The sequence below is a fragment of the Limnospira indica PCC 8005 genome (genome assembly GCF_000973065.1).
In the GTDB taxonomy this organism is placed as follows: Bacteria; Cyanobacteriota; Cyanobacteriia; order Cyanobacteriales; family Microcoleaceae; genus Limnospira; species Limnospira fusiformis.
Window position 1 is genome coordinate 2,487,931 of record NZ_FO818640.1, and the last position, 21,903, is coordinate 2,509,833.

Genomic DNA, 21,903 nt, shown 5'->3' on the forward strand with positions numbered 1-21,903 from the left:
CGTTACTCTCAACTTCCTGCTTTACTAGATGGGTCACGACTCCATCGTTCTAGCGTTCTGTCTTGACCTTGAGTTTCCCTGCCTTGCTTGGTTGTTGAGACCAAGCGTTGGGACACATAGATAGTTATGGGATGGTCAGCAATCCTATCTATATTGCTATAGCTAGAATGAGACATTCCTTATATTCTACCAAGGGGTATAAGTCCCACTGGGAAGTGATTTCAGGCATTGCAGCCCTATTTGGTCTCCCAAACGTTTCGCACCTTGCGCTTACACTTGTCACTACTGACTACTTCGACCAGATAATCAGAGCCTAAGAGGGGTTAAAACGTTCCGTTTATATGGGCATTCCATCTTTAGATTTGTCCTTTCCACCGGGGTACTTTAAAGGTCTGTGTAGGTAGTTAAAATATCCTCCTACTTTTCCCCTTACTCTTTTGAGCGTAGCGTATCAACCTATTTCGCTACTTTATATTGACGATGGTTCAAGCCGGACATTCGGTTTCCCTAATCATGGATGGTTGGCAGTGGTCTCGATTCTGGTGTTGGGTTACACCTCGGAGCCTTCCGTTCCCCGCTTCAATTCTAGGGTTGTGGGTCCTGAAACTGGGGGTGGCTATCGCCGTTACCCTCATCTCTGTTTCGTCACGTTTCCGTTATGTTAAGAATTGTTACGAAATGTTACAGAGTGTATTGACCTTTGGTTCCCTGCCTTGATTTTGTATCGTAGGATACTAATCGTTGGGACATATAAACAGTTATGAGGATGCTCAGGAGTGCGTTCCTTATATTCAACCAAGGGGTTGAAATCCTCACCAGGCGGTTGTTTCGGGTATTGCAACCCTATTTCATGCCTGAACGTCTCGCACTTAGTCAATATATTAACACTCTTTACAATTCTTAACAATTTTCTTAACAAAAGTTTTAGGATATGGTCCCACAAACTGTCAAGATAAATTTGAGCATATCTACCCTAGTTTAGCTACAATAGGCTCATCCGATGGGAAGGCTAGAGCCTGGTCCGATGGCGATCGTCTCCTTCCCCGAAAGGCTTGGAGTCTGGGTCAAGCTGACCAGCAACCTAAGCCGGTACAAACAACCAATTCACAAATTGATGCTCGATGGCTATCGAAAATTCACAGGCAACTTCAGAACAGCCCCAAAAAATCCATCTTCCCAAAACCAGCCAATCTGATCAACTAAAAAGGATTCGCCACACCACTTCTCATGTAATGGCTATGGCAGTCCATAAGTTGTTTCCCAAGGCTCAAGTAACTATAGGACCATGGATTGAAAACGGCTTCTACTATGACTTTGATAGCCCGGAACCTTTTACGGAACAAGACCTAAAAGCCATCAAAAAAGAGATGGTAAAAATCCTCAAGCGGAAACTACCCGTTATCCGGGAGGAAGTTAGCCGGGAAGAAGCCCAACGGCGCATTGAAACCCTAGGAGAACCCTACAAGCTAGAAATCCTGGCTGACCTAACGGAACCAATTACCATTTACCATCTGGGCGATCAATGGTGGGATTTATGCGCCGGACCTCACGTTGAAACTACCGGAGATATTAACCCAAAAGCGATCGAATTAGAAAGCGTGGCGGGAGCCTATTGGCGGGGAGACGAAACCAAAGCTCAACTCCAACGCATTTACGGTACAGCCTGGGAAACCCCAGAACAACTCGCAGAATATAAACGCCGGAAAGAAGAAGCTCTCAGACGAGACCACCGCCGTTTAGGGAAAGAATTAGGACTATTTATATTTTCCGATCAAGTGGGTCCGGGGCTACCTCTGTGGACTCCTAAAGGTACAATTCTGAGGACAACCCTTGAGGACTTCCTTAAACGAGAACAGGTGCGGCGGGGATATCAACCAGTGGTTACCCCCCATTTGGGGCGGGTCAATTTGTTTAAAACCTCTGGTCACTGGCAAAAATACCGCGAAGACCTCTTTCCCATGATGGGAGAATCAGAGGACGAGGGGTTTGTCCTCAAGGCTATGAACTGCCCCTTCCATGTACAAATTTATAAATCTAGTCTACGCTCCTATAGGGAATTGCCCATCCGTTTGGCTGAATTTGGGACGGTTTACCGCTACGAACAGTCGGGGGAATTGGGAGGATTAACCCGTGTGCGCGGCTTTACCCAAGATGATGCTCACCTGTTTGTTACCCCGGAACAGTTGGATGATGAGTTTCTCAAGGTGGTTGATCTGATTCAGTCTGTCCTCAAAAAACTCAAGTTGGATCAGTCCTTTAAAGCCCGTTTGAGTTTCCGTGACCCTAATTCTGATAAATATATCGGTTCAGACCAAGCCTGGGAAAAGGCAGAAAATGCGATCCGCCGCGCGGTGGAAACTCTGGGAATGAATTATTTTGAGGGTATTGGTGAGGCTGCCTTTTATGGTCCTAAGTTGGATTTTATTGTTCAGGATGCTTTGGAACGAGAATGGCAGTTAGGAACGGTTCAGGTGGATTATAATTTACCAGAAAGGTTTGATCTCGAATATGTGGCCGAAGATGGAACCCGCCAGCGCCCGGTGATGATTCACCGCGCCCCCTTTGGGTCCCTGGAACGGTTGATCGGGATTTTGATTGAGGAGTATACGGGGGATTTTCCCCTATGGTTGGCTCCGGTAATGGTGCGGTTGTTACCTGTTAGTGACGAGTTTTTTCCTTTTGTGGAGTCTGTGGCTGAAAAATGGCGATCGCTTGATATTCGTGCGGAAGCTGATCACAGTCACGATCGCTTGGGTAAAATGATTCGTAATGCAGAAAAGGCTAAAGTCCCAGTTATGGCTGTGGTGGGGGCTAAGGAAGTGGAGTCTAATAGTCTCAGTATCCGTACCCGCGCACTAGGAGAATTGGGGACCTTGACGGTGGCGGAAACCCAAAGCCGACTACAATTTGCGCTCGCTAACTTTGCTGATTTTTAGCCGGGAACGGTTAAAACCTGCTATGATTTAATATCAGGGGTGCGAGACGTTCAGGCATTAAATAGGGTTGAGATACCCGAAATAACCGCCTGGTGGGGACTTCAACCCTTTGGTTGAATATAAGGAACGCACTCCTGACCATCCCCATAACTGTTTATATGTCCCGACGCTTGGAGAAATCTAAGCAAGGCAGGGAACTCAAGGTCATAAACCAACTGAGAAATCAGGGAGTAGAGAGTAACGGCGATAGCCACCCCCAGTTTTGGGAATCATAACCCCAGGATTGAAGCGGGGAACGGAAGGCTCCGAGATACAACCTATAGCACAAGACAGAAAAGTTAGGACGTATAATGGCAAGGATATCTACAGAAGACCCAAAATGACAGCCCCCTACAGTTACGACCTTAGACAAAAAGTTATTAATGCAATTGAACTAGACGGTATACCCAAAACCGAAGCCAGTCAAGTTTTCCATGTCAGCAGGAACACCATCAATCTCTGGCTCCAAAGAAAAGAACACACCGGCGACTTCCTCCCTAAACCTAATCGCCCACCTGGTCATAGCCACTAAATTACCGACTGGCACAAATTCAAGGCTTTTGCCTAAGAGCATGGCCACAAAACCTCCGCTCAAATGGCTGAACTTTGGGATGACGACATCTATCCTCGCACCATATCCAGAGCCTTGAAGAAAATTGGCTTCACCAGAAAAAAAACTTACGGCTACCAAGAACGTGATGAGCAACAGCGAGAGGAGTTTATGGCTCAGATTGAACAGATGGAGCCGGAAGGGTTGGTTTACCTCGATGAAGCTGGCATCAATAGTCAAGACTCCGATTATCCTTATGGTTACTGTGAGCAAGGACAACGCTTCCATGCCCTCAAATCCGGGAAGAGGCAGGGCAGGGTGAGCATGATTGCGGCATGGTGTCATCAACAACTCTTAGCCCCCTTTACCTTTGAGGGTTGTTGTAATCGGACAGTGTTTGAGTTGTGGTTGGAGTTCATCTTAATTCCAACATTGAAGCCAGGTCAGACTCTAGTGCTAGACAATGCAACGTTTCATAAAGGGGGACGGATTCCTGAACTAGTGGAGGCGGCTCAATGCCGTTGGCTCTATCTACCACCTTATTCGCCAGACCTCAACAAGATAGAGAAATGTTGGTCGTGGTTGAAAGCCCGCATTCGCCATTGTATTGAGCAGTTTGATTCTCTCCATGATGCCATGGATTCCGTTCTCCAAGCTGCATCCTAACCACCTTGACTAATGCTATAGTATCAGAAACGAGACCACTGCCAACCATCCATGATTAGGGAGACCGAATGTCCGGCTTGAACCATCGTAAGAATCAAGTAGCGAAATAGGTTGAAACGCTGCGCTCAAAAGAGTAAGGGGAAAAGTAGGAGGCTCCTTATACTACCTACACAGACCTTGAAAGTACCCCGGTTCTAAGGACAAATCTAAAGATGGAAGGCCCATATAAACGGAACGTTTTAAGTCCTCCTGGACTCTGACTATCTGGTCGAGGTAGTTAGTAGGGATAAGTGTAACCGCAAGTCCTAGAGGATGTGAGATGTGACCAAAAGCCAACGCCCGGCTGTAATGGACGGGAAATGCTAACAGGTCACGGTTTGATTGTAAGAATAGAGTCTAGTGGGTGTTTAAATGACGCAAGCGAGTTGAAAGAAAGGATTCGAGAAATCGAAACCAATCAAGGGTATTGCACAGTGAGGAATGATTAAGAGAACGGAGGAAGTTGTCCATGCTTCAAATAATAGATAAGTAAGCGAATTGATTTGTACAACATCTCAGTGGACTTGGAATCACACAAAGTTTTGCGATGTAGCCTGGCTAAATAGTGCCTCAGACGGCAGTTTTCTCCTTCTACTCTTGTCATAGCCGTTTTGCTGACTAGATGATTGCAATCCTCAATTAAGCAAGGATAAACTTTGTATCCGTCCGTAATATATAGAAAACCAGCCCAGCCCTGAATCATTTGCCATAATGTGGTAAAAGTAAGCAATGAGGTGCGAGACGTTCAGGCATGAAATAAGGTTGCAATACCCGAAATCACCGCCTGGTGGGACTTCCACCCCTTGGTGGAATATAGGGAGTCGCATCTCTGACCATCTCATAACTGTTTATATGTCCCGACGCTTGGAGAAATCTAAGCAAGGCAGGAGACCCAAGGTCAAGACAGAACGTTTGAACGGTGGAAGTAGTGTTATGGTCGAAAGGGAAGTCACCTTCGCCAACTCCAATTCCAAACCGTGCTTGATACTTTCACATCACACGGCTCCTAATGTGAATACCCTATTGTCAGTAGGAACGGGACTACAACCCCCCGCTTTATGACTTCAACTTTCAGAGCTATATGAGATACGTAGTCTTTAAACTCGCTTTCGCCGTAGGACTCCTACTTACCGCAGTCTCTATATCCACACCGTGACTAGTGGGCATATCCTAACCATTACAGTTAGGCATTAGCTTTCAGTCACATCCTTTCCCCTTAAAGGTATACGCTTACACTTTTGACTACTCAATAGACACAACACTACTGAGAGCCTAAAAGGGGTTTAAACGTTCCGTTTATACGGGCATTCCATCTTTAGACTTGTCCTATCCACCGGGTTACTTAAAAAGGTCTGTGTAGGTAGCGTGCTCAGACTCCTACTTTTCTCCTTACTCTTTTGAGTGCAGCGTATCAACCTATTTCGCTACTTACTATTGACGATGGTTCAAGTCGGAACATTCAGATTTCCTTAGTCATGGATGGTTGGCAGTGGTCGAGTGAGAGGTAGGTTCCCCTATTACGCCTTCCGTTCCCCGCTTCAACCCTAGGAGTGTGAATCCTCAAATTGGGGGTGGCTATCGCCGTTACTCTATCCCATAATCGCCCCAAGTGGGTTTAATACTCCTCCTAGGTATACTTGGACGGTATATTGCGATTTCTTAAAATGGGATTGACCTTGAGTTCCCTGCCTTGCTTAGATTTCTCCAAGCGTTGGGACATATAAACAGTTATGGGATGGTCAGGGTACGAGTCCCTTATATTTCACCAAGGGGTGAAAGTCCGACTAGGAAGTTATTTCAGGCATTGCAGCCCTATTTCACTCCTAAACGTCTCGCACGACCCACCTAGTATAGCAGGAAGTTGAGAGTAACGGCGATAGCCACCCCCAGTTTTAGGAATCACAACCCGTCAGACTGAAGCGGGGAACGGAAGGCGTGAGGGAAAACCTATTCCCAAAATCCGACCACTGCCAACCATCCATGACTAAGGAAATCTGAATGTTCCGACTTGAACCATCGTAATAGTTTGGTAGCGAAATAGGTTGATACGCTGCGTCCAAATGGGCAAGGGGAAAAGTAGGATAATCTTATCAATACCTACACAGACCTTTAAAAGTACCCCGGTGGAGAGGACAAGTCTAAAGATGGAATGCCCGTATAAACGGAACGTTTAAACCCCTTTTAGGCTCTCAAGTGGCAGGATGTACCTGCGGAGTAGTGAAAGTGTAAGCGTATACCTTTAAGGGGAAAGGATGTGACTGAAAGCCAATGCCTAACTGTAATGGTTAGGATATGCCCACTAGTCACGGTGTGGATATAGAGACCGCGACAAGTAAGAGTTTGATGACGAAAGCGAGTTTAAAGACTACGTGTTGTATTTAGCTCCCAAAGTTGAGGTCACAAAGCGGGGGGTAGTAGCCCTGTTCCTATTGACAATTAGGGTATCTACATCAGGAGCCGTGTGCTGGGAAACTCGCAAGCACGGTTTTGAAGTGGAGTTGGGGAAGGTGACTTCTCTTTCGACCATAACCGGTCGCCTATGACAAACTTCAGAATTCCAGGCAGTTTGGTATTCACAACTGTCCAGACCCAGATGGTTTTTTTTGAACCCACAAAAGTCTGAAGCTCATCAATTTGAGCTATTTCAGGAATTTCATAGTTTTCCTCATCAATGTGGGTTTCTGCAACTCTAACCCAGTTAAGTATTGTGTTGTGAGAAATACCAGTGACTCTCTCAATGGCTCGAAATCCCATGCCATTGAGGGAAATTTTCACACAAAGCTCTTTGACATCAGAACTGTAACCTCCAGGACAGGGATTTTATCGAAATTGGCGACCACATTCACGGCACAGGTAACTCTGTTTTCCATGACGATGACCATTTTTGACTACTTTATGGCTTTGGCAATAAGGACAATCCATCTTGATTTATTTGAGAATATCATTTTCTATTATGCAACACCCAATCAAGACTATGAATAACGTATGGAAAGCTATCCCATGGGCTAAGGTTCAGCGGAAAGTTTTTAAGCTCCAAAAGAGGATATTTCAAGCAGCTAAATCGGGACAGGACGCGAAGGCCAGAAGGTGGCAACGTCTATTGGTGAAATCATATTATGCCCGGCTCTTAGCAGTGCGGCTGTAGGGGCGGGTTCCACGGTCAGCCATGCTTCCCAACAGTCAGCTTAATGAACCCGCCCCCCAAGCGGGTCAAGGCCAAAAGACAGCCGGTGTCGATGGAATGATAGTAATATCTCCAGAACAAAGACTGACTTGAGCGGAGAACATTCAAGGAAATCTCAAAGCCAAAGCACTTAGGAGAGTATGGATACCAAAACCTGGCAGGGATGACAAATGCCCCCTGGGAATACCCACAATCCAAAACAGAGCGAGGCAAGCCTTGGTTAAGTCGGCACTTGAGCCTGAATGGGAATCAAGATTTGAAAGCACAAGCTACGGGTTCAGACCAGGCAGGTCAGCCCAAGATGCAATAGCTCGTATTTTCCTGAGTATAAACCAAGGGGAATACTATATACTAGATGCGGGTGCGAGACGTTCGGGTATGAAATAGGGCTGAAATGCCCGAAATAACTACCCGGTGAGGATTCCAGCTCCGAATCTGGATATAAGGAGACCTCTCCTGACCATCCTCATAACTGATTATATGTCCCGACGCTTAAGTAACTAAGCAAGGCAGGGAACTCAAGGTCATAAACGAACTGAGAAATCAGGGAGTAGAGAGTAACGGCGATAGCCACCCCCAGTTTTGGAAATCATAACTCCAGGATTGAAGCGGGGAACGGAAGGCGTGAGGTAGAACCTACTACCAAGACGCGACCACTGCCAACCATCTATGATTAGGAAGACCGAATGTCCGACTTGAACCATCGTAAAGCACGAGCAGCGAAATAGGTTGACACGCTGCGCCCAAAAGGGCAAGGGGAAAAGTGGGGGATTCTGCATTCTACCCACACAGACCTTTAGAAGTACCCCGGTGGATAGGACAAATCTAACGATGGAATGCCCATATAATCGGAACGTTGTAACCCCTCTAATGCTCTGCCCATAAACAAGTGAGTAATGCTATTCACAAGGCAGTAGTGAAAAATGTAAGCGCATGGTGCGAGACGTTCGGGTATGAAATAGGGCTGAAATGCCCGAAATAACTACCCGGTGAGGATTCCAGCTCCGAATCTGGATATAAGGAGACCTCTCCTGACCATCCTCATAACTGGTTATATGTCCCGACGCTTAGGGAACTAAGCAAGGCAGGGAACTCAAGGTCATAAACGAACTGAGAAATCAGGGAGTAGAGAGTAACGGCGATAGCCACCCCCAGTTTTGGAAATCATAACTCCAGGATTGAAGCGGGGAACGGAAGGCGTGAGGTAGAACCTACTACCAAGACGCGACCACTGCCAACCATCTATGATTAGGAAGACCGAATGTCCGACTTGAACCATCGTAATACACTAGCAGCGAAATAGGTTGACACGCTGCGCTCAAAAGGGCAAGGGGAAAAGTAGGGGGTTCGTGCGACTACCTACACAGACCTTTAAAAGTACCCCGGCGGAGAGGACAAATCTAACGATGGAATGCCCATATAATCGGAACGTTGTAACCCCTCTAATGCTCTGCCTATAAACCAGTGAGTAATGCTATTCACAAGGCAGTAGTGAAAAATGTAAGCGCATGCTTAGAGGGTGAAGGATGTGACCAGAAGCTAAAGCCCAATTGTCATGGTTGGGATATGCCCACAGGTCACGGTGGGGATATAGATACTGCGGTCAGTAAGAGTATAATGGCGAGGACGAGTTTAAAGACTACGTGGTGCATATAGCTCTGAACATCGAAGTAAAAAGCAGGTCTCTTGATTCTGCTCCTTTGACAAAACAGGGTATCCACACCAGGAGCCGTATGAAGGGAAACTTTCACGTATGGTTCTGAATGGGAGGGGATGGTGGTGACTCCATTCTCGACCCCTAACACATAGCGAAATGTTTTGACCGAATAAACCATGATTATCTACTGACCAAAATTCATTGTCCAAGTAGCCTGAAGAAAGACCTGAAACAATTGTTAAAAGCGGGTGTACTAGATAACGGCGTATTTGAGGAGACAGAAGCAGGGACACCCCAAGGAGGGGTAATAAGTCCAATACTCGCCAACATCGCACTGTTGGGAATGGAAAGGTTAATTAAAGAAATGTATCCAAACAAAGGAACAGCTATTCAGGTTAACCTTATGCGATCTGCCGATGATTTCGTGGTCATATCCAAAGACTTAGGAATCATTGAACAGTGCCCCATTGCCATTTCTGAATGGTTAAAGCCAGTGGGATTAGAAATCCAACCTGAAAAGACTCGAATTGGTCATACACTCAATAGGATTGAGTATGATGGCAAAACCCAAGAGCCTGGGTTTGATTTTCTCGGATTCAATATCAGGCAATACCCAGTTGGAAAACACATATCTGGGAAGACAGGCGGGATAGCAAGCCGATTAATCGGACACCCAACCCACATTAAACCCAGCAACAAAGCAGTTAAAGCCCATACAGAAGTGATAAAAGGTGTAATCAAACAACATAAAACTGCACCCCAATCAGCCTTGATTAGTAAGCTAAACCCGATGATTCGGGGATGGTCTAACTATTACTCAGGGGTAGTCTCATCTGAGACCTTCAGAAAACTAGACCACATAGTTTTTGAAATGTTACGGGCATGGACAGATTCGAGATGCGGAATGGCAAGTTACGAAAATCTAAGAAACTATTTCGGACACGGAACGGTCAAACTAAGCAACGGGAAAGAAAGCCATGAAACTTGGGTATTCAAAACCAAGGATGGATTCACATTATGGAATCATAATGTGAATCCAATTGTCCGACATACCCTAATACGCCCCGACGCCACACTTGATGACGGAAACTGGACCTACTGGGCAACCAGAAAAGGACAAGCAATTGAAACGCCAACAAGGGTAGCCATACTACTCAAAAAGCCAAAAAGCCTATGCGCCTGGTGCGGGCAATACTTCACCCCATCAGATTTAGTTGAAGTAGACCACATTGTACCTCGAAGCCACGGCGGAAAGGACGAATACAAGAATCTTCAACTACTACACCGCCACTGTCATGATGATCAAACGGCGCTAGATAACGCCAATGCTGTATCCTTAACAATGGAGCAGTCAAATTAGGAGCCGTGTGCTGGGAAACTCGCAAGCACGGTTTTGTATGGGAGGGGGAGATGGCGACATCTCTCTCGACCCCTACTCGGTTACGGTTCTCCCATGAAGTTTGCATAACCCAATAGTTAACCTAGTTGGGACTAACAGTATTTCCGGGGGAAGTGCGATCGCACCCTCCGGTATCTGCCGATTAACAGTGGGCTATCCCCCACGCCACTCTATCAATATCCTATACTCTCCCTAAATTACATCTTTTTGAGCCGACAAAATTATTATGGCTGCTCTGGAAATTGACGAATGTTAGTAGGTATTTTCCATTTACTATATAATAGACCGAGACTAACTAAATTAAAAGAAACCTTATTTATGAATACCGTCAAACAAGAAATTGAGTTGTTGCTGAAAAATTTACCGGAGGATTGCAGTCTTGAGGATATTCAATATCATCTTTATGTTATAGAAAAGTACCGCCAGGGTATTACTATTGCAGATAGTGAACGAAGATTAACACAAGAGGAAGCGGAAGGTTTAGTAAGTAAATGGGTTATCAAGTAGTTTGGTCACCGACAGCCATTGATGATATCGATGCGATCGCGGCTTATATTGCGCGAGACTCAGTTTCCTATGCGGCGGCGGTGGTACAGAGAATCATTGAGGCTACCAGAAATCTGAGCAAGTGTCCCCTCTCCGGTGGTATTGTTCAGGAGTTTGGTGACGAAACCGTTAGAGAACAGTTTGCTTACACTTACCGGATTATCTACCGTATTCAGGGAGATGTCGTAACGGTTGTGGCTGTGGTTCACGGTAAGCGATTGTTAAAGCTGGATTTGAATACTCACTAGATCCTATATACTGAGGAGAAACCACAGAGACATGAGTACACAGAAGTTTTATCTGTTCTGTCTTTTCTGTCTTTGTGGTTTATTTCTGCTCAGACCATTTATAGGATTAGTCAAGGTGGTTAGGACGCAGCTTTGAGAACGGAATCCATGGCATCATGGAGAGAATCAAACTGCTCAATGCAGTGGCGAATACGGGCTTTCAGCCACGACCAACATTTCTCTATCTTGTTGAGGTCTGGCGAATAAGGTGGTAGATAGAGTAAACGGCATTGAGCTGCCTCCACCAGTTCAGCAATCCGCCCCCCTTTATGAAACGTTGCATTGTCCAATACTAGAGTCTGACCTGGCTTCAATGTTGGAATTAAGATGAACTCCAACCACAACTCAAACACTGTCCGATGACAACAACCCTCAAAGCTAAAGGGAGCTAAGAGTTGTTGATGACACCATGCGGCTATCATACTTACCCTGCCCTGCCTCTTCCCTGATTTGAGTGCATGGAAGCGTTTTCCTTCCTCGCAGTAACCATAAGGGTAATCCGAGTCCTGACTATTCATGCCGGCTTCATCGAGGTAGACCACTTCTTCCGGCTCCATCTGTTCAATCTGAGCCATAAACTCCTCTCGCTGTTGCTCATCACGTTCTTGGTAGCCGTAAGTTTTTTTTCTGGTGAAGCCAATTTTCTTCAAGGCTCTGGATATGGTGCGAGGAGAGATGTCGTCATCCCAAAGTTCAGCCATTTGAGCTGCTGTTTTGTCGCCATGCTCTTGGGCAAAAGCCTTGAATTTTTGCCAGTCGGTAATTTTGTGGTTATTGCCAGGTCGGTGATGAGGTTTAGGGAGGAAGTCTCCGGTCTGTGCTTTTCTTTGCAGCCAGAGATTAATGGTGTTCCGGCTGACATGGAAAACTTGACTGGCTTCTGTTTTGGGCATACCGTCTAGTTCAATGGCATCAATAACTTTTTGTCTGAGGTCGTAACTATAGGGGGCTGGCATTTTTGGTCTTCTTAGTCATCTCGTCCTCTCCATTATACGTCCTAAGTGTTCTGTCTTGTGCTATAGATATAGCACTAGTCAATACGGTTAGGACGCAGCCTTGAGAACAGAATCCATGGCATCATGGAGAGAATCAAACTGCTCAATACAATGGCGAATGCGGGCTTTCAACCACGACCAACATTTCTCTATCTTGTTGAGGTCTGGCGAATAAGGCGGAAGATAGAGTAAACGGCATTGAGCCACCTCCACCAGTTCAGCAATCCGCCCCCCTTTATGAAACGTTGCATTGTCCAGTACTAGAGTTTGACCTGGCTTCAATGTTGGAATTAAGATGAACTCCAACCACAACTCAAACACTGTCCGATTACAACAACCCTCAAAGGTAAAGGGAGCTAAGAGTTGTTGATCACACCATGGGGCCATATATAGCATGAGTCAAGGTGGTTAGGACGCAGCTTTGAGAACGGAATCCATGGCATCATGGAGAGAATCAAACTGCTCACGTGCAGTGGCGAATACGGGCTTTCAGCCACGACCAACATTTCTCTATCTTGTTGAGGTCTGGCGAATAAGGCGGAAGATAGAGTAAACGGCATTGAGCTGCCTCCACCAGTTCAGCAATCCGTCCCCCTTTATGAAACGTTGCATTGTCCAATACTAGAGTCTGACCTGGCTTCAATGTTGGAATTAAGATGAACTCCAACCACAACTCAAACACTGTCCGATTACAACAACCCTCAAAGCTAAAGGGAGCTAAGAGTTGTTGATGACACCATGCGGCTATCATACTTACCCTGCCCTGCCTCTTCCCTGATTTGAGTGCATGGAAGCGTTTTCCTTCCTCGCAGTAACCATAAGGGTAATCCGAGTCCTGACTATTCATGGCGGCTTCATCGAGGTAGACCACTTCTTCCGGCTCCATCTGTTCAATCTGAGCCATAAACTCCTCTCGCTGTTGCTTCCAACGTTCTTGGTAGCCGTAAGTTTTTTTTTCTGGTGAAGCCAATTTTCTTCAAGGCTCTGGATATGGTGCGAGGAGAGATGTCGTCATCCCAAAGTTGAGCCATTTGAGCGGAGGTTTTGTGGCCATGCTCTTGGGCAAAAGCCTTGAATTTCTGCCAGTCGGTAATTTGGTGGCTATGACCAGGTGGGCGATTAGGTTTAGGGAGGAAGTCGCCGGTGTGTTCTTTTCTTTGCAGCCAGAGATTGATAGTGTTCCTGCTGACATGGAAAACTTGACTGGCTTCGGTTTTGGGTATACCGTCTAGTTCAATTGCATTAATAACTTTTTGTCTAAGGTCGTAACTGTAGGGGGCTGGCATTTTGGGTCTTCTGTAGATATCCTTGCCATTATACGTCCTAAATGTTCTGTCTTGTGCTATACAATTGGTGATAGGGGCAGCCTAACCATCCCTCAAAATTGCGCTGCTGTTCCGGGGTGGGTTCTTCAACAGAGGTAATTTTATAAGCACTAGGACGGGGCGATCGCAGTATAGCTTCAGAGGTTCGCAATTCGTCTTGATGGAAGAAACTTATATGGACTTCATCTCCTGGTTTAAAGTCTAGCAAGCGATCGCTAATGTTTTCAACGCTCACCCGAAAACCATTGATAGCTAATAATTCATCCTCAGCATCAATTCCCGCTAATTGTGCTGGACTTCCTGCTTCCACAAATTTAACTATTGTCTTTCCATTTTCCGCCGCCAGTCGCCAACCCAAATCAGGAACAATATCATTATTTTGAGGTTTAATTACTAACCCAAAGGGTTGTAAATAATCATTTAAAGGCAGTTCTTCAGTACCATGAAGATAGCGATTAAAGAAATCGTCTAAATCCATTTCTGCCACCGAAGCGATCGCCGACTGTAACTCCGTCGCCGTATAGCCCTTTTCCGATTTCCCGAATTTTTCCCACATTAGCACCATCACATCATCAAGCGATCGCCGATTTCCATGACGGTTACGGATCAACAGTTCCAGCATAAATGACACCAATTCCCCTTTTAAATAGTAGGACATTTGATTGTTGTCACTATAAGCATCCCGGCGATACAACTTAATCCAAGCATCCCAACTCGACTCACCCAGGGGTTGAACGAACCGCCCAGGAGTCGTCAAGAATCGGGAAATATCCTTAGATAAACCATTCAAAAAATCCTTAACCTCAACAATACCAGATCGGTAAATCATCCAGCCATCATAATAGCTAGTTGCTCCCTCACAAAACCACAAAGAAGTCGTATAACATTCGGATTCATAGTTAAACACTTCCAACTCTTTCGGGCGTAAGCGCTTAACATTCCAGAGGTGAAAAAACTCATGAGCTACCAACTGCATAAAGCGGTTATACTTATCCCGGTCTCGCAATCCTAACCGAGGATAATTAAGAGAGCAGGAATTTTTATGTTCCAGTCCTCCATAACCCTGACTGGACAAATGCAATAGAAACACATAGCGGTCATAGGGAAGACCCGAAAATAGATTGCTAACCTCGTGAATAATTTTCCGACAATCTGTAATTAAGCGATCGACATCACCATTTCCTTGGCCCCAAATTGCCAATTGATGAGGTTTTCCAGCCGCTTCAAAATCATAAACCTGATGGGTGCCAATCTCAAAAGGACTATCAACCAAGGTATCAAAATCCGTCGCCTCAAAGGTATTTTCGACCCCTGAAACGGACGGTAAACTGGTAGTAACCCACCAACCCTTTGGAGGTGCGATCGCCACTTGGATCGGCAAATTTTCCCATCCAGGAACATAAAAGAACAGAGCCGCCCCATTAAAATAGCCGTGGGTGCTATCCAAATGGTTAGTTCTTACCGTCAACTCATTGGCATAGATACGGTAGTGGACTATGAGCGAGTCTGACTCTCCTGCTTGTACCCGCCATGTATTTTTACTGACCTTAGACCAAGACAGAGATTGATCATGGCGATCGCATACCTGAAAATCCTGCAAATGTCTTGCATACTCCCGCACCATATAAGAACCCGGAGTCCACACCGGCATTTTCAAATCAATCACCCCGGAGTCCACCACCGGACCCGCGCCATAGTGTCGAGAGATTTGGAACCGCACCTCAAACAAATGAGACCCCGGTTGAGACATAGAAACCAGGTAATGGGTGGCTACCGTCGAGTCAGCGCCCTCTAGGGAGGGGGTTCTAATAGCTTGAGTCATTAAACAGAAAAATAGCGACAAATTAGGGCTGTTTTAGCTCAAGCCCCAAGAGCAAAGGAGCCAGCTACCAGAGGACTAGCCTACTGATTAGCCAATTGATTAAGGTGCTTGAGGTTAATCAAATGGATCACCTGACGTTCCGTATCAATATTAATCCAACCCTTGCTATTGAGTTTTTCCATAATTTTGCTAGTCTCTTCCAGACTGATATCAGTAACATGAGCCAAATCTTGTTCAGGAATGTTAAAAATATCAGCCCCTTTTTCTGTCAACTGGCCATAATTTTCCGCCAACTCCACCAAAGTATTAGCCAGCTTAACCGCCGGAGGGCGGTGTCGGATCTGATAACGCTGGTTAGTTTGGCGCAAACGTCGCACCATCAGTTGCAACATTCGATGATGGAGTTGTGGGTCTTTAAACAGCGTTTGAATAAATCGTTGAGCCGAGACACTAATCAATCGTACAGAGGACAAAGCAATCACATCATTGGATCGGGGAGACTCATCGAGAATCGCCATTTCGCCAAAAAAATCACCTCGCCCCAAAATAGCCAGGGTGACTACATTATCGCCCGACAGTCGCCGTACCTTGACCCACCCGGAAACGATGAAATAAACTGCATTTCCCCAAGCATCCTCCATCACGATCGCGCGATTAGCTGGATACTCGTGCTTCACAGCCACCGACAACAACCATTCCAGAGTTTCTGGGTTTGCCCCTTTAAAAAGAGGAAAAAGCTCACTAAAAGCCTCAGTCTGCATGAGAACTCGCGCTAAGTCAGAAGTTTTATGTTGACACACCACCTCACAAACTGCAAGGGGCTTCGAGATTTCGATCACTAGAGATTTGAAGTTACCCACCGTTAAGGCTCAGGCCCACAACCTGGGCATCGGTGCTTCTCAGGCTATGTTGTACTCCCCCACCAACCCCGTCGGTAAGCGCGAGAGACTTCCAGTAGCATTAAAGGAAGGCAAATCTAAATCTAATTATACCAAGGGAAGTTCCCTATAAAGCCCACTAACTTGTAATCAGCCTTGTAATCAGCAATGACAGTTAGTGCCAACAAACACAGATAGAAGTGGCAATCCAGTGCAACACTTATATATAGCACTAGTCAATACGGTTAGGACGCAGTCTTGAGAACAGAATCCATGGCATCATGGAGAGAATCAAACTGCTCAATACAATGGCGAATGCGGGCTTTCAACCACGACCAACATTTCTCTATCTTGTTGAGGTCTGGCGAATAAGGCGGAAGATAGAGTAAACGGCATTGAGCTGCCTCCACCAGTTCAGCAATCCGCCCCCCTTTATGAAACGTTGCATTGTCCAATACTAGAGTCTGACCTGGCTTCAATGTTGGAATTAAGATGAACTCCAACCACAACTCAAACACTGTCCGATTACAACAACCCTCAAAGCTAAAGGGGGCTAAGAGTTGTTGATGACACCATGCCGCAATCATGCTCATGCCCTGCCTCTTCCCGGATTTGAGGGCATGGAAGCGTTGTCCTTCCTCGCAGTAACCATAAGGATAATCCGAGTCTTGACTATTGATGCCAGCTTCATCGAGGTAAACCAACCCTTCCGGCTCCATCTGTTCAATCTGAGCCATAAACTCCTCTCGCTGTTGCTCATCACGTTCTTGGTAGCCGTAAGTTTTTTTTTCTGGTGAAGCCAATTTTCTTCAAGGCTCTGGATATGGTGCGAGGATAGATGTCGTCATCCCAAAGTTGAGCCATTTGAGCGGAGGTTTTGTGGCCATGCTCTTAGGCAAAAGCCTTGAATTTGTGCCAGTCGGTAATTTGGTGGCTATGACCAGGTGGGCGATTAAGTTTAGGGAGGAAGTCGCCGGTGTGTTCTTTTCTTTGCAGCCAGAGATTGATGGTGTTCCTGCTGACATGGAAAACTTGACTGGCTTCGGTTTTGGGTATACCGTCTAGTTCAATTGCATTAATAACTTTTTGTCTAAGGTCGTAACTGTAGGGGGCTGGCATTTTGGGTCTTCTGTAGATATCCTTGCCATTATACGTCCTAACTTCTCTGTCTTGTGCTATAATTATCAGCAAAATCCTTGGCAAATTGAGCAATCGGCTACAATGGCCATAAACTGATAAACAGTTGTATATGTCCATGCTTGGGAAAGGTCTCATCCTAATTTCAACTATCTGAAACCGATTGCCCCTGAATATGAGCAAAGATCCAACCTGTTGGTAAAGGTTTATGAAATCCGCATCTTCAAACAATTCGATGCCTCAAAATCCTGCTGTATCTGCTACCGTTGATGTCGATGTCATCGATGGAGACGGAAACATTTTCACATCTTCCCGTCGTCCGGCGGGCAACTCAGCAGGGGGTAAAGCCCCCCATGGTAATAACCCATCATCTTCTGGGTTAGCCCGCACCAGTGGGAATTTCTCTAATTTTTTAGCCCCCCTAAAAAAAGAAACCTTTGTTGAAGTTGTTAAAGATGTTGAAAATAAACTAAAAACCGTTAACGAAACCCTGTCGATGCTCGACAATCTCCTGGATGCCCAGGGATTCGAGGCAATTCTTAACGAAATGTTATCCTCGATTACCTTTAAAACAGGAGAACTTCTCAACGCCGATCGCACCACGATCTGGCTGATGGACGAAGAAAAGCACGAACTCTGGTCTATAGTTGCTAAAGGAGAAGACGGAGAACCCTTAGAATTAAGGATTCCGGCTAGTGCTGGCATTGCCGGGGAAGCAGCCACCCATAAGAAAATCGTTAATATTCCCTACGATTTCTATGATGATCCGCGCTCGGCGGCCGCCAAAAAATTTGATGAAAAAAATGGCTATCGTACCTACACTATGATCGCCATGCCTCTCCTGAATGAGAATGACGATTTAGTAGCGGTAGTACAACTATTAAACAAACTCAAACCCGATATTAATCCATCATCCCCCCTCCAGGAAAAAGTCGATACTATCGGCTTTACAGGGGAAGATGAACAGGTGTTCCATGAGTTCGCCCCGTCCATTCGGCTGATCCTGCAATCGTCTAAATCCTTCTATTCAGCCACCCAGAGACAGCGAGCGGCTTCCGCGCTGATGAATGCCGTTAATGCCCTCAGCAAAAGCAGTCTCGACCTCCAAGAAACCCTCACCAATGTGATGGATCAGGCTAAAGAGTTAATGAATGCCGATCGCAGCACTCTGTGGCTACTAGATGAAGACCGAGACGAACTGTGGACCAAAATTCCCATTAATGGCAATCTGACCGAAATCAGGATTCCCCGAAATGCAGGATTTGCGGGAACTGTTGCCGAAAGTGGTGAGCCTTTACTGATCCCCTTCGATGTATACACAGACCATCGCTCTGAACAATCGAAGAAAACCGACCAAAAAACCGGGTATCGTACCTGTAGCCTCTTGTGTATGCCCGTTTATAATGCTGACAAGCAACTAATCGGTGTTACCCAACTGATTAACAAGAAAAAACAGGGGGAGTACGCCCCTTACGACCCGGCTAGTTGGCCAGAGCCTCCTGAGCAATGGAAAGCCAGCTTTAATAAAAATGATCTCGAATTTATGCGGGCTTTTAATATCCAAGCTGGGATTGCTCTTCAGAATGCCAAACTCTTCCAAAAGGTCAAAGAACAAGAGCAAAGACAGAAAGACATTCTCCGCAGTCTGACTAATGGAGTGATTTCTTCCGACAAGGAGGGTCGGATCATTGCTACCAATGAATGTGCTATGGAATTACTGGGACTCACTGAATCCCAGGTAACTCAAGGCGTATCGGTACGAGAGTTAATCCACCTGAAAGATGGTGATTTCGCCCGGTGGTTCGATTTGGCTTTGAAACCTAAAGATGCTAAAGACCGCCAACAATATTATCCCGATCAAACCCTGTTATCAGGGGCTTCGGAAATTCCCCAAAGTATTAACCTGTCCATCAATTCCATGTCTGACATTAATGATCCTAAAAAAGTCAGCGGGGCTTTGGTGGTCATGGAGGATATTAGCGGGGAAAAAGAAGTTAAGAACTTGATCTATCGGTACATGACCCCTGCTGTGGCGGAATCTCTGTTAGCTAGTGGTGAGATTAAACTAGGGGGAACCCGTAAGGATGTTACGGTTTTATTTAGTGATATCCGTGACTACACCACCCTCACCGAAAAGTTGCAGGCTGAGGAAGTAGTTAGTATGCTTAACGAATATTTTGAGGAGATGGTCGATACAGTCTTGAATCATCAGGGAACCCTAGATAAGTATATTGGGGATGCTTTGATGGCTGTATTTGGTTCTCCTGCGCCTCTACCAAATCATCAGTGGATGGCAGTGCAGGCGGCGGTGGAAATGCGTTACCGTTTGATAGAGTTTAATGATCTGCGTGTGTCTAAAGGACTGATGCCTATTAAAATTGGTATGGGTTTGCATTCTGATGAGGTAATCAGTGGTAATATTGGCTCTAGCAAGCGGATGGAGTTGACATCTATTGGAGATGGCGTTAACTTGGCTTCTCGCTTGGAGGGTACCACCAAGCAATATGGAACTGATATTGTAATTAGTGAAAATACTTATCTCCCTAATGCCGATCGCCTGATTGTTCGCGAACTTGATTTGATTACGGTTAAGGGTAAAAGTCAGCCCGTTAGGATTTATGAGTTGGTTGGTATTCGGGAAGGAAAACAGGCTAGGCCCATTCCTGATGAACAACAACAAATTATCGACCACTACCATCGGGGTCGGGAATTTTACCTGAAACCCGCCATGGAAAAACTCACTGATACCGATATCGTTCCACTTTTGGCACAACTGGAAGATTTTTCTCAGTCCCAACTTAAACAACTCTCCTACAATGAACGTGAACTTATAACACAAATGTTGGAAGAGATGTCCCTTCTCCAGTTGGAGGAGATTCTTGGCTCAAATACTGTCCGACGATTATCTCTGGCCCAGTTACCAGCTACGCCACCGGAAGAAATGGCTGACCGGATGGAGGAAATTCTTAGTGGTTTAACTCCCCGCGAAACTAAAAAAATGCTGGTCGCTAAACTTCAGCAGTTTACTGCTAATGATGAAACTAAGCAGATGTTAGCTGATGAAGGGGCGCACCTGGCTGTTAGTGCTGTGCGTAAACTGATCGATCTGTGTCGCAAAAAATTTGCATCGAAGGCTAAGGAATCCTTTAGAAATGCTAAACACGAATTTTTGGCGGTTTTGGCGATCGATGCTCAAAATAAAGCAGCAAAACTTCATGTCGATCGGTGTATACTATATGAGACCACCAAGCCCCCCAGTGAAACCTGGGATGGTGTTTGGAAGCTCACAGAAAAATAGTGCAGGGGGCTGTTTTCCCTCACCGTTTCTCTGTTGGGGCTTTGGGTCTCACAACTAATCAGAAAATCCCTAAGCCTCATCAAGGCTTGGGGGTGTGTCAACGGAGAGGTTTGCGCCTCCCCATCTCGGAGATGGCGGGTTGGCTATTGATGGGTAGTGAGGAAATTGGTCGTCAACCCCGGATCTTAGATTTCAGCCTGAACCAAGTTTAGATTAGATAATGACTGAGTTAAACGGACCGTATTCTGACCGACAATGGATAGAACAGGTGAATGACCTGTTGATTGAAGTTGCTCGCGCCGCTTTAGCTGATATCCCTAAATTACCTGGTACTGTTTCGACTTCTGCACTACCTCTGGCGCAACAGGCGATCGCTATCAAAAATCAAGCGGGTCTCTACCAGTCTACTAATTGGCAATGGCAAGAAGCAGATCTTGAGTGGGTGGGCCAGGTGCGAGAGTTTCTGTTGGAATTGTCTCGCATTGCTTTATCAGATCGCCCATCACTTCCTGAAAATATTGCCCATCGTGCTTTGATGTTGGCGGAAACATCCCAAGATATTCAGGAAGCCTTGGAAAATAGCGAACCTATTGCCACTTCTCCTACAGATGAAACTGGGGAAGGTTCCGACAAGATCGATGTTAATGGTCGGTTTAACCAATTGCGAAATCAGCTCAAAACTGAGTGCAGTACTAGTGTTAATCCCCATGACCCTCTATGGCAGCAGATCTTAACATTGTTGGATGTGGCTCAAACTCAATATAATGATTTGCCAAAAAACTAGCTCCCTGACCCTTGGAGATGATGGATAAATTCTCCGGGAGAGGGTTGATTTTTCGATGTTTTTATGGTAAAATGTAGGTTGCGTATCTTAGTAAACCAAGTCTGACCTGTTTTTTTAGTGTGATCAGTTTATATGGAATCAGACGGTCAACCTGCCAGTTTATCAGGAAGTCCTACCTACGGATTTTCGGATCTGGTGGGTGCTGTTATTGCATTATTCACCCTCATTTTTCCGTTAATAGCGATCGCTCGCTACTCCCCGAGTCAGTTACAAACGCGACCATCGCCACAGCCTGGGCAGATTAGTACAACCCCATCAGTCAAACCGGCTCCCGAAGGGCTATGATTTGGGCATTAGGATA

Annotated in this window: 11 protein-coding genes and 8 pseudogenes; 11 read left to right on the top strand and 8 right to left on the bottom strand. The window is 45.8% G+C overall.

Annotated elements, in window-relative coordinates; genetic code table 11:
- Positions 1 to 1,121 precede the first annotated feature (1,121 nt).
- Positions 1,122 to 2,936 carry a threonine--tRNA ligase gene (thrS, locus tag XZ46_RS10925; RefSeq protein ID WP_006625971.1) on the top strand — a complete coding sequence of 605 codons (1,815 nt, stop codon included), beginning with the start codon at positions 1,122 to 1,124 and terminating at the stop codon, positions 2,934 to 2,936.
- Positions 2,937 to 3,315: 379 nt separating this feature from the next.
- Positions 3,316 to 4,191, top strand: a pseudogene (locus XZ46_RS10935) (IS630 family transposase).
- Between the two features lie 484 nt (positions 4,192 to 4,675).
- Here XZ46_RS10935 and XZ46_RS29120 read toward each other — a convergent pair.
- Positions 4,676 to 4,963, bottom strand: a pseudogene (locus XZ46_RS29120) (IS1-like element ISArma2 family transposase); the annotation flags it as partial.
- Positions 4,964 to 6,759: 1,796 nt separating this feature from the next.
- Positions 6,760 to 7,152 (bottom strand): annotated as a pseudogene (locus tag XZ46_RS29125) (IS1-like element ISArma2 family transposase); the annotation flags it as partial.
- 31 nt (positions 7,153 to 7,183) lie between these two features.
- Between XZ46_RS29125 and XZ46_RS10945 the strand changes: the two are divergent.
- The 5 genes and pseudogenes from XZ46_RS10945 (at position 7,184) to XZ46_RS10960 (ending at position 11,264) form a co-directional block, all read left to right on the top strand.
- Positions 7,184 to 7,375, top strand: a complete 192-nt coding sequence (locus XZ46_RS10945) for a reverse transcriptase N-terminal domain-containing protein (protein ID WP_014276936.1) — start codon at positions 7,184 to 7,186, stop codon at positions 7,373 to 7,375.
- 21 nt (positions 7,376 to 7,396) lie between these two features.
- A pseudogene (locus XZ46_RS36530) lies at positions 7,397 to 7,638 on the top strand (HNH endonuclease).
- 1,581 nt (positions 7,639 to 9,219) lie between these two features.
- A pseudogene (locus XZ46_RS10950) lies at positions 9,220 to 10,431 on the top strand (group II intron reverse transcriptase); the annotation flags it as partial.
- 288 nt (positions 10,432 to 10,719) lie between these two features.
- On the top strand, positions 10,720 to 10,977 hold the full coding sequence (locus XZ46_RS10955) for a hypothetical protein (RefSeq protein ID WP_006625968.1): 258 nt from the start codon (positions 10,720 to 10,722) through the stop codon (positions 10,975 to 10,977).
- Positions 10,962 to 11,264, top strand: a complete 303-nt coding sequence (locus tag XZ46_RS10960) for a type II toxin-antitoxin system RelE/ParE family toxin (RefSeq protein WP_006617129.1) — start codon at positions 10,962 to 10,964, stop codon at positions 11,262 to 11,264. The genes XZ46_RS10955 and XZ46_RS10960 overlap by 16 nt, the downstream gene beginning before the upstream one ends.
- Before the next feature lie 119 nt (positions 11,265 to 11,383).
- Here the strand turns inward: XZ46_RS10960 and XZ46_RS10965 are convergent, their stop codons facing one another.
- From XZ46_RS10965 to XZ46_RS32365, 6 genes and pseudogenes are all read right to left on the bottom strand, one after another.
- On the bottom strand, positions 11,384 to 12,259 hold the full coding sequence (locus XZ46_RS10965) for an IS630-like element ISAtsp1 family transposase (RefSeq protein ID WP_008050487.1): 876 nt from the start codon (positions 12,257 to 12,259) through the stop codon (positions 11,384 to 11,386).
- A gap of 87 nt (positions 12,260 to 12,346) precedes the next feature.
- Positions 12,347 to 12,685 (bottom strand): annotated as a pseudogene (locus XZ46_RS10970) (transposase); the annotation flags it as partial.
- A 21-nt stretch (positions 12,686 to 12,706) separates the two neighbouring features.
- Positions 12,707 to 13,584, bottom strand: a pseudogene (locus XZ46_RS32360) (IS630 family transposase).
- A 37-nt stretch (positions 13,585 to 13,621) separates the two neighbouring features.
- Positions 13,622 to 15,445 carry a M61 family metallopeptidase gene (locus tag XZ46_RS10985; RefSeq protein ID WP_006625965.1) on the bottom strand — a complete coding sequence of 608 codons (1,824 nt, stop codon included), beginning with the start codon at positions 15,443 to 15,445 and terminating at the stop codon, positions 13,622 to 13,624.
- An 80-nt stretch (positions 15,446 to 15,525) separates the two neighbouring features.
- Positions 15,526 to 16,206: a Crp/Fnr family transcriptional regulator gene (locus XZ46_RS10990; protein WP_008050490.1), complete on the bottom strand. Its 681-nt coding sequence runs from the start codon at positions 16,204 to 16,206 to the stop codon at positions 15,526 to 15,528.
- Between the two features lie 362 nt (positions 16,207 to 16,568).
- Positions 16,569 to 17,442 (bottom strand): annotated as a pseudogene (locus XZ46_RS32365) (IS630 family transposase).
- Positions 17,443 to 17,695: 253 nt separating this feature from the next.
- Here XZ46_RS32365 and XZ46_RS11005 point away from each other — a divergent pair.
- The 4 genes from XZ46_RS11005 (at position 17,696) to XZ46_RS11020 (ending at position 21,887) form a co-directional block, all read left to right on the top strand.
- Positions 17,696 to 20,758 (top strand): GAF domain-containing protein, encoded by a 3,063-nt coding sequence (locus tag XZ46_RS11005; RefSeq protein WP_006625960.1) that lies wholly within the window; start codon positions 17,696 to 17,698, stop codon positions 20,756 to 20,758.
- Positions 20,737 to 20,970 carry a hypothetical protein gene (locus XZ46_RS11010; RefSeq protein WP_014276933.1) on the top strand — a complete coding sequence of 78 codons (234 nt, stop codon included), beginning with the start codon at positions 20,737 to 20,739 and terminating at the stop codon, positions 20,968 to 20,970. Before XZ46_RS11005 ends, XZ46_RS11010 begins: the two co-directional genes overlap by 22 nt.
- Before the next feature lie 8 nt (positions 20,971 to 20,978).
- Entirely contained in the window at positions 20,979 to 21,542 is a 564-nt protein-coding gene (locus XZ46_RS11015) for a hypothetical protein (RefSeq protein WP_006625959.1), read from the top strand.
- A gap of 132 nt (positions 21,543 to 21,674) precedes the next feature.
- A complete protein-coding gene (locus tag XZ46_RS11020) occupies positions 21,675 to 21,887 on the top strand; it encodes a TLTLP motif-containing protein (RefSeq protein WP_006625958.1) in 213 nt (70 codons plus the stop codon).
- Positions 21,888 to 21,903 lie beyond the last annotated feature (16 nt).